Genomic DNA, 14,740 nt, shown 5'->3' on the forward strand with positions numbered 1-14,740 from the left:
TTCCCGAACGAAAACAGTCTGATGAAACTGCTTTATCTGGGGCTTCTCAATGCACAGGAAAAATGGACAATGCCAATACAGAGCTGGAATCTAACGCTGTCGCAACTCTATATTTACTTTGAAGGGCATTTGGATAATGTGATAACGTTGTAACCGCTAAATTAACGTGACACAGAATTCTGAACGCCCTCGATTTCTTACCTGCTTCATCTATTTTTGCTTGAACAAAAAAGTTTCACTAAGAAGTGTAAAATCTCCATTGCTCTTTTTTGATTTTTATTTTTTAATAAAAACAAACTTGCTAATTTTTCCATGATAATATTATTTGTTATTTATATGTCTGTAATTTTGTTTAAATTTATTAAAAATGGAAATTTAATTTCCTTTGCTGGTTATTTTATTGGAGCATTTTCAATTCTTGTTTTTCTTATTCATTGCGGATTTTTCTCAAAAAGAAAATTTGCACATAGAGATAATATTGAATTCATAAAAGAGTTTGTTTTTTTAAATGGAAATAAGTCTTCAAAATACGTTATTATGGTTATTTTATATTGTTTGGCTTTATTTGTTTTTTTCTACGTAATTGTTGTAGACAATAATGCACTTAATGGAAAGTCTGTTTGGTTATAAAGGAGGAGGAACTCAATTTAATCTTATGAGGCAAAGGATAGGTACATTTACTAATGAACGGGATATTCAAAAAAATAGGAGATTAAAATGGCTATTTTATTTAACAATAACAAGATTGATATCAATAGATACTTAATTATATTTAATCAGAAAATAATTAAAGCGATAGCATTTGATAATGGTTTTGTTCTTGTCTCAATTGATATTCCTATAGGAGGTGATGGACTAAATAATTTATTTTCTTATACAAAGAATAGAGAGTTTCTTTGGCAAATAGAACCTTAGGATTTACAAAATGAAGGTCAAACAAGTTACCCATACGAAGGGTTGAATATTGTTGAAGGACAATATTTTGTTGTTGATTTTTATGGAAGAAGAATATTTTTCGAACCTTATACTGGTCTATTCTTATCACGAGATGTTGTAAAATAAGACGTGGATAATAACGCACTAGCGACCAGTTTGATTGATACATGAGCTAATACAGGTATTTAATATATTTCTAATGGTAGTATTGATTTACAATGATGTCGTTTTTGTGCATTGGACTGGCTCAAGCTATGTAAAATGTGATGGTTAAAAGAGTGATTGGGTAAAGTTTTTCTTTATTAAAAATATCATATGGATATTGGTTATATTTTTATTAGCCAAACTATTTCCTTATTATCAAATAGTTGCGTCATTTTTTATAGATGGAATATTTCTTTTTTCACTTGGAGATGTAAATAAAGTTATTAAAGATAGGAGAGGTATCAGACTAATAAGATATTGGTTTATATACTATCACTGGTATGATTTACGTAAATTAATAATTAATCCTTGGATTGAAGTTACTATTTTGAGAAATTTTATGAAGTGTATCAAATGTGAAAACCGAGCATTACATGAATCAGATTTTTGTGCAGCATGTGAAGCGAAATAACTGAATGGAATTGGCGGGCTTCTCTATTTTCCGGCAATAAACATTATCTTCGTAATATTAAGCTATTTATTTAGATCATATAAAACAATGACAATTTTGATCGCTGGTTATGATTTTCTAGGTGAATTACATATCCTTATAGGATTTTAATTTATTTGTTTTACCTTTATTTTATATTATATTATCCTTTTGGTTTTTACTTCATTATGTGTAATAACCGATTTAGCATTGGCTCATTATGTATACCCGTCATCTTTCAAGTTGCCTCTTTGTTGGCTGCGCTCGCTCACCCCGGTCACATAGTTATCTATGCTCCCGGGGATTCACTCCCTTGCCGTCGCGATGCATCTTGAAATCCATTGGGTATATATGAAATAAAACTGGATTATAGTTATCTCTTCTTACTTTTTAAAACTGTGTTTTATGCATGTATATGGGTACCTTATTTTATTATATCTATTCGAGTTAAAAGAACATTTATAAAGTAATGGGTAAAATTAAACTATTTTGCAAATAACATTCAATAATAATAGGTAAGTTTTTTGTAATTAATATTTATTCCAAAAATATTATAGTCAAAACCACCCCGGCCTTGTGAATTATTTACAAAAATCAGGCAATTTAAATCATGTCTTCATTAAGGTCTGAGTCCTGTATTTTACTGGGCTAAGACTATTTAATCTCTACTTGATTCTTAAGCGTGGACGAATGGGGGATTACGATGGCCCACCTATTTAGGTGAGCCATTTTTACTATTATCAATTAGCGTTTAGCAAGTTAATCAGGCAAATTTCCCCTTGCCAATTGTGGTATCTGCCCAGGCCGTGGTAATAGCCATTTTCTCCCTGCTATCCAGCCCTTCGATAAAACCGTTATCACCGGCTGTAGGAGCAAAATTGCTCATTGCCTGAATCAAGGTGTCAACCGCATTGTCTGAAAGTGCCGTAAATTCACGTTCTCCTGATACATCCTTACGCCCCATCTGCGTTACTATTTTGGCGCGGTTACCATTAAAGTAATGACTAAAGGTGACTGAACCCACCGATTCAAACAGGCTCTGAGCAGTTTTATCCTGAGTACGGCGATTCACTGATAACACAAGATCGTATCCACTGCGTTGGAACCACAGGTTTTGCCAGTCAATGTCGTTAAAGACAATCATATCTTCTGCATTGATATCATCAATCTGACTGTCAATCACCTTACTACTGACCACAAAGCTGTCTACCCCCGCACCACCCTGGAAGTGGTTCTGGTATCCCCCCAAAACCAGTAGATCTTGACCATCACCGCCGTCAAACTGGCTGAATTTCGAAATTGTGGCCGCGATCAGGTGGTCATCACCTTCTCCACCATTAATGACCGCATGATAGCCCATCAGTTTAATTACATCGTCACCTATGTTGCCATCAATTCGGTTGTCATTACCAAATACCCTGCCAAAGTCATTGCCTTCACCTAGCTCAACCCGGTTGTTATTACCGATAGTCACCGCATAATCCTGATCTTCCCCAGTATCCACTTGGTTGTAGTTACCAGAAGTGACAACGTAGTCATGCCCGTTACCGGCATCAATAACGCCACCTTCACCAAAAACAAATGTCTGATCATCCCCCTCACCCATGAACACATGGTTAATGCGTCCGGCTACCACTGCGGTATCATCGCCATTACCGCCAAACATCCAGTTTTCACGTCCCATCAGAACGCCTAGATCATCACCTTCTCCACCGGTAAAGATGTTGGAGGTGCCGATTGAGTAATAAACATCATCTCCGCGTCCCCCCCAAAAGTTGTTGTTATCTCCCAGATAAGCACCGAGATCTTTACCGTCACCGCCCCAGTTGAAGTTGTAGTTCCCCAACGATATATGGATATCGCTATCCCCTTGCAAATGACCGCTGTTACGCAAGAAATCAAACGTTCTCTGCTCCATGTTGAGCAAATCTGCGGTTAGATTCTCTTTCAGGTTGGTCACTAACGATTTCATCTCTTGTTGTTTATCTTGGCTGAATATCGTCGCAAACAGGTTAGGTAAGTTCAGCGAATTAAAGCCCAATGCACGATCTGGTTTGTTATTAGCCTGAATATTCTCACTGTTAATAGCGCCCGGGACACTCTTTTCCTGATTTTCATCAGGCGCTTTCTCTTTCAGCCCATGACTGACAAGAAATGATTCAATACCATCAGCACTCATATCGGCGTTCTGTTTCAAACCATCAATCAATTTATCCGGATCAGTGAAGATACGTAGTTGATCACCACCAAACTGCTTAATCACTTCCAGCATCTCTCGCAAAATATCCTTGCCATCAACCGGCTCACCAGTACGGGCCGCAATATGCCCCTCCGAGGTGTAATCCACACCAAAAATATCCGCTAAAGTGGTATCTGCATTCACGCTGGCTAACCGACCAATGAGTTTGTTTTTAAGCTGGCGCGGTAAGTCCTGTAGATTGTAAGTAAATGTTGTCTTCGCCAGACCCGTTGTTGAATATTGCTGCGTCATCAGGCCAAACAGAGAACCTAAGTTGGTATCCAGAATCGATTGAATATGGTCACCGAACATAAAGTTCCAGCTACCGGTTGTGACCTGAATATCCGCCCCTTGACCACCTACTGCAAAATTGAAAGCCAGTTTCTCATTGGCTTGACGGAATTTATCCGCGCGACTCATTTTCTTGGTATCAATATTGTTGCCGTGACCACTTAACCATTGGTGGTATTTCTTGTTCAGCGCCGCTTCTGTGTCACTTTTCAAACCACGGCTACTGCGCTCAATCTGCGAATCCAGATCAACCAATGTCTTGTAATCCACACTACTGGTTTGGTCTAAACCAGACATGTCCTGCACAAATTTTGTCGCACCAGATAGTGTCCACTGCTGATTTTGCGCCGCCAACCAGTTCCGCTCTTCGCCAGAATGAGCAATAGATTTCAGTACACCGGCAATACGAGCAGCGCCATCAAATGGATTAACTAACGGTGGCGTAGGGATGGATTTATCCATCATGACAATCAAGTCATTACTGCGACCTTGGTTGAAGCTGACGTTACGGTTGCCAATAAACATCTGGGCTCCTTCAAATGCTTGATAACCACTCAGGTTAACGCTGTACTTACTGTCGCCATCGCCGATGTGAACCATCACATTGTTGTCGCCAAAGGCCAGTGATTTAAAGCCGCCCGTACCCACTTTAATACCTACGTTCGATGTTCCCCAATTGATCGAGGTAAATTCACCGTCGCCCACGTTTACCTGTATATTCCCGGCGTAACTCAGTGGCTCCGATTGAGGATTTGAACCAAGCTCTACCCTGTTTTTGCGTCTCCCTGGCGCGATGAAAACATCATGGTTATCCGCAATTGCCCCTCTGGTTACGGAATCAGCTTCGGTGTACCCCACTTTGGCAAGGTTAATATCGCTTTCAGCCACGCCTCGACGCAATTTTTCTGTTGTCGTTGTTAGCTCACCCTGTTCATTCCAACGTAACACCAGTTTGTTATCGTCCAATTTGTTAACCCACTGATTATTTTTATCGCGAGTAAATTTACGACCTGTTGCATCAACCGCCACTTCACTACGACGCACTGAAACATCACTACGGATGCCCTGTTTATCTAAGGCGGTAATAAAACGATAGGCAAAACCATTCCGTTTATCATCACTAATCAGTGAACAACCCACGATGCTGATACGATCAGGTTTACCCGCCTGGTTAAAGTTTTGGCTGAACTGTTTTAGTTTTCTCGCTAATTCATCAGCACTGTAACCACTCAAACGAGTGTTATTTTGTGCAGACCCGTTACGGCCATGACCAACAATCTGCCAACGTAATTTGCCTGATAATCTGGCCAGATCACCATAAATGACATGATATTTACCATCAGCATCAAGTTTAACCACTACGCTGGATGCTGGGTGTTTACTCGCCAGATTGATCGCTGCTTTCGCTACAGTCGGGTCATTTTCCATTTGAATAATGATCTGACTACCAAAACGTGTCCCACGATTGTCGCTCTTTTGCAGCGAGCTATTCACCACATCCCGATTTCTATTTTGAAAATCGGAGAACGTCGATACAATCCTATCAGCATATTGGTTCATTAAAGCACCGCTCTCGACATGACCATAAAAGGTTTGTTCACCCGATACGCGATAACCAGAAGCGGTCAATCTTGCACGCAGCTTTTCCCCCTCATGCCCCAAACTTTGATTATCAGTTAATAACATGATAGGCGTATTGATCGGCAGACCTTTTAGGTTTTTTTCTACTGAAAATTGTCCGTTTATCGCTTTTGCCAATGCCCCAACCATACCGCCGGGGTTTGGTACGTCATGGGCGGTTATGGTTTTGGTCATACTCGATATTGGCCTGTCGAGTAACAGACCTGACACGGCTTGATTATTTTGTGCCGCATATCGAGCAAGATCAGCCGCCACCGGACCACCGACGGAATAGCCATGAATGATAATATTACCCGGATTAATACCGCGATCTTGCACCAAATAGCGAAACATCGTCCGGGCATCCTGATAGAATCCTTGCTCATCTGGACTACCGTCACTACCACCATAGCCGCGCATGTTGATAGCAAGCATATCAATGCCCTGATTTTGATAGTGGCTTTGGATATCATGAGTTTGCTCTTCCGCAGATAAACCTGAACCATGAAGGAAAAGCACGACTTTTTTCTCTGCTGCTGTCGAGGTGTCATCGGGTTTTATGTCACCCTGATGATAATACCCCGTTAAACGTCCCCCTTCGCCTTTTAGGGTGATTTTGCTTGATTTGCCATTAGCAACCGCATCATTAAGCATGGTCTGCGTCTCATCACTGATATAGCGGCGATCTTCTTTAAAACCATACAATTCGTTGTTAAAGAATCGGGTCAATGGGTTTAAAGAGTCCGTATCCCGTGGCGCAGTCCCATCATCCTCAATTAATACCGATTCTGACGCTCCATTTTTGCCCGATAACGCCTGTAATGCTTCCACCGGAGAGTCGCTCTGTTCTCTCTCAGGGGTATTTTCTCGATAAAGGTGTTGGGTTTTCTCAAAGGCATTATTTAATGCCTGATTTATCCACAGTTCTCCTTTATCTCCCGCGATATCCATCAGATCCATATAACTGGCGGTGTAGTTTTGCAGTACCTGCCTGCGCTCATCACCGTTCTTCTGCAACGCTTTGTAAACCACCAAACTTTCATTAACCGAATGACCCCCATCAAATACCAAGAACACCAAAGTATTAAGATATGCCTGCTCCTGCGAAAAAGTGGGATCTTGACTGGCAATATAGTTATTGAGATGAACCATGATATTGGTCGATCCAGATGCCCCTGTCACCACGGAATGCCCTTGTGTCAGGGCGTTACGCTCAAGCGTTGTTTCCTGTCCAGGCGTCAGTACTCTGCCCGCCGCCACTTTTCTGCCATACAGGAAATCTTCATATTGATCACCGGATGGCTGGTAGGGCAGTGCAATACCATAATCATTGGTTTGTTGTTCAGTTAACTTCACCTTATAGGTAACATCCGCCATATTCGTTAACTTACTACTGGTGGAACGTGCCTTATAGATCTGCTCCCGATAGAAAATGTCCGCTTCTGCTTTCCATTGAGATAAATGTAACCCCATACCATCAGTGTTCGACATTTTTACCGCCAGAAACGGAATTTTGATCATTTCAAAACCGTTATCCACTTTGGTCATCATGATCTTAAAGTTATCAAAGGTCGGTTTTTGCAGGAATGTGGTCAGTTCAGGTACCCGACTAAACCAAGGGCGAATATCCTTTTTAATTTTTTCGGCAAAAGCTTGCATCCTGATAGCAATCTGTCCGTCGCGGACAGTGGAGCCAACAGTGCTTTGCATATACAGCTCAAACTCCTGCACCAGAAACTGCCCTATTTGCCTGGAGGTGGCTATCACATCCGGGGAGACGGTTTTCACTAATGTATGCGCCAGCTCAGAATCAAAACGACGGCCAAATAAGTTGTCAATATATTGAGTGGTCAACTTTTCTCTGTGAGCATCGGCCTGTAATGACAATACCAAACCATGTAACTCAGGGTATGCATGTAACTGGCTGATCGCATCATTAAACAATCGGATTATTTCTCTAGATGTGACTTGTCCGGTGAGCCAGAGTTCCCTGGCCCGTTTAATCAAAGGCCCCGCTTCCGGGATATTCGCGGCTTCCAATCGGCTCATGAAAACAATGAGGCTTTCACTTTCGGTTTTAGGTGCCTCCCGTTCAGCCGTTGAGTTCTTTCGAGTTAAAGGTGTAATTTTCCATTTAATAAGTTGGTTAATTTCGTCTTGGGTGATATTACTTTTCAAACCGATAATACGTCCGGTTCCATCAAATATGGCTCGCTGCTTAAGATGTTCAGCATGTTGAGGCGCTACGGCGATCCCAAGGATACCTGCGGATTCGGCTCGATGGGCCTGCAAGTGCTCCATCATCCGTCCCATCTTAAAACGTATTAAGTTCACTTGACTGATACGCAGCGAGAATTCCTTTGGGCTACGCTGTTGCCAATGAGAAAGTGCCTGCTCAAACTGCAACACATGCTCTTCATCGAAATGGCTCATCGTTTTATAGAAAATATCACGTACTGCAACCAGCGCTTTACTAAGCTGCCTTTGCCGCCCTAATGTTCGTACATTAGATTTAATAAATAACTTATTCCCCTCTTTCAATAAATTAAATTTCGCACTGTCAAATATAGCGGAATTTTTCTGCTCTACTTTGGCATCATTCCCCAACGATTCCAGATTAATGCCTGAAATACGTGGTAATTTTCTGACAAACTTATCTAAACTGCTCGACGTTGGCATCACCATATTGTCAAATTGTACTTTGACAAACTTTGAAGTAGTTAAAACGCCGGTATTTTCCGCGCGAATACTGGCATTTATCTGTAAACGATCAACCGCTTGTTTAGCACTCTCCAGCGCTTGTAATTCTTCTTCGGTCAATCCCTTGTAGAATCTTTTTTCAACTTCCGGTATTAATTCGGGATCAATATGGCTACCGGTTTCCCCTGCTCCTGTCGATTGGTAGGCATTGCCCGACAAACCACTACCACCGGCACCGGTACGATCAGGTTTGGAATCGCTCTGTTTTGCCCCTCTAACATTTTCTTGTACTTGGGCAATTTTATTTTCAGCCACAGCAATATCACGTTTACCCCGACATTCCGCCCCTTGATAGGCGATATTTGCGTCATTTTCCGCTTCATTGGCCCGCTGTTGCTGCAATAATGCTTCTTCTTTTCTTAACTCTGCTTTCTTCTGAGCCTCTGCAATATCTTGTTTTGCACTGGCATGGTGCTGCTCACTCTGTGCTACACCAACCTCGGATTTCTTAACCGCTTCTTTTACTTGTTGTTGGTTATCCGTAATAGACTGTTGAGCATTAGCTAATTTTTTCTGGGTAATAAATTTGGTGTAATTCAACTGATCCTGTGCACGGTTCAAAAATTGGGAAGCAAACTGGTTGCGCCATTGATCACCTGATTGGCCGCTGTAATCGGCATAGTCATCAAACACCTCCAAACCTTGCGTCATGGAAACCAGTTCGTCAGTCTCCGCCTGCGCTTCTGCTTCTATCGCATTACGCTGTGTCAGCCCATTTTGGCCAAGTGCTGCCTGATCCGTTAATTCTAATTGGGATTGTGATTTCGCAATCGCCGCCTGTTGTTTCTCTTTTTCTTGTTCCAGAAGCTGACGATCTTTTTCGGCTTTTTCTTTATCGTTTAATGCATTTTGTGCCGCTTTATCCTGTTTCACATGTTCGGTAATAATATTGGCTTGTCGTGGGCTCTCAGATTTTGCAATGACGTTATCCAGAATATAGCCTACGCCGTCATTCAAACCTGTCCCTTTAAATTCAATTCGATTACTGCCCGCTTTCGCTATCAGTTCTAGTGTCTTATTTTGCCATTTTGCAGCGTCGCCAAAAGTCGAGAATACAAGTTTGCCATTCCAGAAAACATCCATGCCATTGTCGGCTGAATAAGCATCGGGACGATTGGCAAAATCAAAGCTCAGAGAAATGATTTCTCCCTCAGAACGGTTTTGCAGGTCTTGGTAAATAGTGGTGTTTTTATCAACATCAAGTTCACTGACTCGTTCGCCATAACGAGTATTATTAGGCCCCTCAGCACCCACTGGGCGATATGCCGCAATATCATTGGTTGATTGCCAATCCAACTTACTTTGCTCAAAGTCATTATTGACAACCAGTGACGTATCAGATTTCACAACGATATTGTCTAAGATATAACTAAATCCATCATCCTGGCCTGTGCCTTTAAATTCAATCCGGTTAGTACCCGCTTTTGCCATTAAATCAAGTTTTTGAGTGCGCCGTATAGCTCGCGGTCCAGACGCTGAGAATACAGATTCACCATTCCACAGCACCACTATTCCGCTGTCACTCAAATCACGCTCCACCATCTCAAAATGACTCATAAAATCAAAAGTCAGTGAAACCACTTCGCCTTCAGACAAATTTTGTAATTCCTGCCAAATTACGGTGTTTTTATCAACATCAAATTTACTGACCCGTTCACCATCACCGGTATTATCAAGACCGTAAGCACTCGCTGGGAGGTATGCCTCTATATCATTGGTTGACTGCCAACCTTGATTACCTTGTTCAAAGTCACCATTAACGATCAGATTTTCATTCTGATCTAGCTGATCTGGTACCGATAGCGTTTTTTGACTCAAAGCACCTTCTATTGAACTGACGTCAGGCGTCTCCACGGCTGTTATCGCACCATTGAAACAATGGTTTAAATCTGAACTTATCGGCGTAATTTCATCCATCTGAAAACCATCAATGGCAGAGATTTCCGCTAAATTGATCGCACCCCTGCCTTTATGGGTACCAGAGGTGTTAGCTTCATCCCCATGCACCAGATAATTGATCGCCTGACTGCCTCCCACACCTAATGTTGTCTGTTTGATATGCTCAAAGAGGGAGGCGAGTTTGTCGCTTTCTGTAGCAGAGAAGCTGTAGAAATCACCATTACCAATCTTAACCACCACGTTATTACGCGCATAAGAGGCATTGATACCCAGACCATCACCAACATGAATATTGGCATTGCCTTTACCCTTCATGACCGCAATATTAAGGCCATCCCCAACTTGGGTATTGACGTTATATTTCCCCCACGCCACGTTAACCGAAACACCATTACCGACATGGGTGTTAATGTTAGCGTCACCATGAGCGGCGGTTACATTTAAGCCATTTCCCACCGTGGTGGTGATATTAGCTTTCCCTTTTGCCGCCGTCACCTGCACACCGTCACCCACTTTGGTGACGACATTGCCTTCACTCCATAAGGCATTAAAGCTGTCTCCCTTACCTACCTGAGTGACAAGGTTCGCCTTACCTTTAGCCAGCACCACATTACGTCCATCTCCTACCTTCGTGATGATGTTGGCTTGTCCCCAAGCGCCGGTGTAATCATTACCGTTACCCACATGGGTGATAATGTTGGCATTCCCCTGAACTACCGTGAGTTCTTGTCCATTCCCTACTTTAGTGATGAGGTTAGCCTGACCTTTTGCGAAGTTGTAACGGTCGCCATTTCCCACTTGCGTCAGGATATTGGCCTCACCCCAAACCGCATTGACGCCAGTACCATTACCCACCTTCGTGATGATATTGGCTTTTCCTTTGGCGAAACCCACTGTCGTGCCCTCACCGACATGAGTCATCACGTTACCCACATCGGAAATAAGCAGACCGACTGTGGTACCGTCGCCCACTTTGGTCAGAATATTGCCTTTACCAGACAAAATACCGGCGGTCGTTGAGTTGCCCACGTGCGTAATCACGTTCGCTTTCGCCGCCGCAACCACCCCCATAAAATCATTACCCACTTTGGTAACGATATTGGCCTCACCCAGAGCTAACACCCCTGTTAAGCCATCCCCCACATGGGTCATCATATTGGCTTTACCAAACATGGCTGCCAGGGTTGTCCCCTCACCGACTTTGGTCATCACGTTTAGTTCACCGGCAAACAAACCGATACTGGTGCCATTACCCACATGGGAATAGATATTGGCTTTCCCTATCATTAAGGCGGCGGTCAGGTCATTACCAACTTTGGTCAACACATTGGCACCGCCAATCATGGCGGCAAAGGTATTGCCATTCCCGACATGGGTAAAGATATTGGCTTTACCGATCATCGCCGCCAAAGTCATGCCATTACCCACTTTCGTGGCGAGATTGCCCTTTGCCAGCATCAGCGCAACACTTGCGCCATCCCCAATATGAGTAAACACATTGCCTGCGGCTACCATCAAGGCCAGCGCGTCACCGTCACCCACTTTGGTAAAGACGTTCACTGCACCGCCCATTAATGCCCAGGCATCCCCTTTGCCGACCTGGGTAAACAGGTTGCCCGCGCCAATCATGGCCGCAATCGCTGTACCATCCCCGACTTTGGTGAAGATATTGCCTGCCGCGGCCATCACGCCCAGTGTCAAACCGTCGCCGACATGGGTCAGCACGTTGCCGACGCCGAACATGATGCCGGTCGTGTCACCCTGTCCGACTTTGGTCAAGACATTCGCGCCGCCCAGCATAACGCCCGTGGTATTGCCGTCACCGATATGCGTAAGGATATTCGCACCGCCGCCCATGACCGCCAGCGCATGGCCTTGCCCTTTCTTGGTGAAGATGTTGGTGCCGCCCAACGCAATAGCAGTGGTGTTGGCCGTTTCAGTCTCATCACTGAGATGGGTGATAAGATTGGCACCACCGAACATACCGGAAACCAGATCTCCCGCACCGAGCTTAGTCAGTACGTTAGCTCCGCCCAAAAATACGGCGGAGATATCCCCTGTTCCCGCCTGAGTGATGACGTTAAAACCGCCCGCACCGGACCAGTTCCCATTGCCATTACCAATTTGGGTATGCGTGTTGTACCCGCCCAACATCAGTACCCGGCTGTTACCGCTGCCTTTGTGGATCGAGATATTGCCATAGGACAGAAGATGAGCCAGATATTGTCCATCCCCAACCCGCACAAGAACATTTACCGCGCCACCGGCGTAAACCTCCATTTTCCCGCGCTGGCCTTGGTGAACCAAAACATTGGCTAAACCCGCGCCATGAAATGTCAGATCGCCCTTTTCACCACTTTTTACAATGACGTTAGCTGCACCAGCACCATCAAAATTGGTATCACCGAATTTTGAGCCATGCAGAATAATGTTAGCCGCTCCCGCGCCTGTGAAATTAATATTACCGTTCGTCACATTAGATGTAATAACGTTTCCACCACCTGCACCGATGAAATAAATATTACCTGAACTATCACCGCCATTCTTTGATGATTTGATAAGATCTTGCTCTGAATAACCTTCAAGATCAGTTAAACTATCAGCAATATCATCTATTACATTTAAATCATAGTGAAGTTGACTTAACGTATAACCAGCTCCTATTGATCGATAACCGCTAGGATAGGAAAAACTTTCATCCGCTAAACGGTGAGTATGGTCACCTGTTTTATACCAGGATTTTGCAATATATTTCAGCTTCCCTGTTTCATAATCATTCGCCAACTTAACTTCAACCACTTTGGTATAAGGAGCCAGAAATATTGCATATACATAAGTATTCGGTTGTTCGTTTGATTTTACCGGAGAGACATCAATTTTCAGGCCATTAGAAGAGATCGCATATCCTCCTATTTTGGCGCTACCTAGGGTGACATCTTCCGCCTTAACGTTGGCACCGACAGAATAATTTACCCATTTATCGTTTAATAATGCCTCCTCAACACCTTGTATCGTGGTTTCTTGTCGATATATAAAATTAATATCGCCAAGCGTAATAGCGCCTTCCCCTTTAACAGGGATAAATCCATTATTTACATTGATATTTTCTTTGGCAATATCCTTAAGATGATTACCTTCCTTATACCAAGAAGTGGCATAATAACGGAGCTTACCGGTATCAGGATTATTCTGTAGCCGTACAGCGACAACTTTAGTATTAACATTATTGGCAATAGCAAAGAGGTAAGTATCAGGCTCTACAGCGGATTTAATTGCTTTAACTTGCTGAGATTGTTGAATCCAGCGCCCCTCCATTGTTGCTGATATCATAACAATATCTTTAGCCTGAGCAAATTCTATTTCATTTCTCGCACCTGCTCGGGTAATTTCGTTATAAGTCCCTGCACCAGTAAAATGAATATTACCGTGGGCGACATCAGAATAGAGTTTGTTATAACCACCCGCGCCTTCAAAAGTAATATCGCCCTGTGTCTGTCCATATTCATCTTCGCTGTGGCGTATACGCTCAATGCGATTCGCTGCTCCCGCGCCACTTAAGATAATGTTACCTTCTCTACCTTTACGTACGATATGATTATCAGCACCAACACCATTCAAAATGACGTCACCGCTTTCTATCCGCGAATCGATACTGTTTGCAGCACCTGCGCCGTTAAATGTCACATCTCCTTGAGTACCCTCATAATGATTATACCAAGTACGGTCAATTTCATTAGCCGCTCCCGCACCGGCAAAATAGACATTTCCCTGATCTGTTTCATGCCATAATTTATTGTATCCACCAGCCCCTTTAAAATTTGTATCTCCAGATAAACCTTTCCGAGTCAGTTTGTTATAACCAGCAGCACCCGAATAATATAAATTTCCTGTTTCACCGATGTGATCAATAAAAGCCGTACCAGATGCACCGGAAAATGACAGGCCGCCATTTCCCGTTTTACGAATACCGGTATAACCTGAAGCTCCCTTTATCGAAAGTTCACCATTGGTATGGTATACATCGACCTTTAATGAACCAACAGTAACATCATCATCGCCACCATAAGCATAAACTTCACCACCAACACCAATAGCAGTAATATTGTTACCGCCATTATCGTCGTAATATTTCCCAGTAAAGAAGTACTCTGTACTTCTATTTGATGATTTCCCCATCAATAGTCCTTTAATTTATTATTGAGGTTAAACAGAAAACCACTGCACCTAACGAAGAGGGCAGTTATTTTGAATATTAAAATTCTCACGAAACAGTAAAATCTTCTGACTTTTTAATAGCAAAAAATTAAATAGAGAAAAAACGCTATTAAAATTAACATCAGATATTGTTTACATGAATTGAT

The 14,740-nt window shown here is 42.8% G+C and carries 4 protein-coding genes and 1 pseudogene; 4 read left to right on the forward strand and 1 reads right to left on the reverse strand.

From position 1 onward, the window contains the following. The 4 genes and pseudogenes from EAE91_RS11805 to EAE91_RS24990 all read left to right on the forward strand — a co-directional run. Positions 1 to 153, forward strand: a pseudogene (locus EAE91_RS11805) (IS256 family transposase); the annotation flags it as partial. 183 nt (positions 154 to 336) lie between these two features. Further along, positions 337 to 630, forward strand: coding sequence for a hypothetical protein (locus tag EAE91_RS11810; RefSeq protein ID WP_214088678.1), 294 nt, complete (start codon positions 337 to 339; stop codon positions 628 to 630). Positions 631 to 717: 87 nt separating this feature from the next. Further along, on the forward strand, positions 718 to 915 hold the full coding sequence (locus EAE91_RS24205) for a hypothetical protein (RefSeq protein ID WP_244868807.1): 198 nt from the start codon (positions 718 to 720) through the stop codon (positions 913 to 915). Between the two features lie 1,053 nt (positions 916 to 1,968). Continuing rightward, on the forward strand, positions 1,969 to 2,040 hold the full coding sequence (locus EAE91_RS24990) for a DUF2569 family protein (protein WP_376744745.1): 72 nt from the start codon (positions 1,969 to 1,971) through the stop codon (positions 2,038 to 2,040). Positions 2,041 to 2,333: 293 nt separating this feature from the next. On the opposite strand, the gene rtxA is transcribed toward EAE91_RS24990, so the two are convergent. Continuing rightward, positions 2,334 to 14,555 (reverse strand): MARTX multifunctional-autoprocessing repeats-in-toxin holotoxin RtxA, encoded by a 12,222-nt coding sequence (rtxA, locus tag EAE91_RS11825; RefSeq protein WP_214088680.1) that lies wholly within the window; start codon positions 14,553 to 14,555, stop codon positions 2,334 to 2,336. Positions 14,556 to 14,740 lie beyond the last annotated feature (185 nt).

The sequence above is a fragment of the Photorhabdus noenieputensis genome (assembly GCF_018448935.1).
Lineage (GTDB): Bacteria > Pseudomonadota > Gammaproteobacteria > Enterobacterales > Enterobacteriaceae > Photorhabdus > Photorhabdus noenieputensis.

Excerpts from the sequence above, each read along its gene's own strand:
- EAE91_RS11810 (WP_214088678.1), top strand. The coding sequence starts at position 337 with ATGTCTGTAATTTTGTTTAAATTTATTAAAAATGGAAATTTAATTTCC.
- EAE91_RS24205 (WP_244868807.1), top strand. The coding sequence starts at position 718 with ATGGCTATTTTATTTAACAATAACAAGATTGATATCAATAGATACTTA.
- rtxA (WP_214088680.1), bottom strand. The coding sequence starts at position 14,555 with ATGGGGAAATCATCAAATAGAAGTACAGAGTACTTCTTTACTGGGAAA.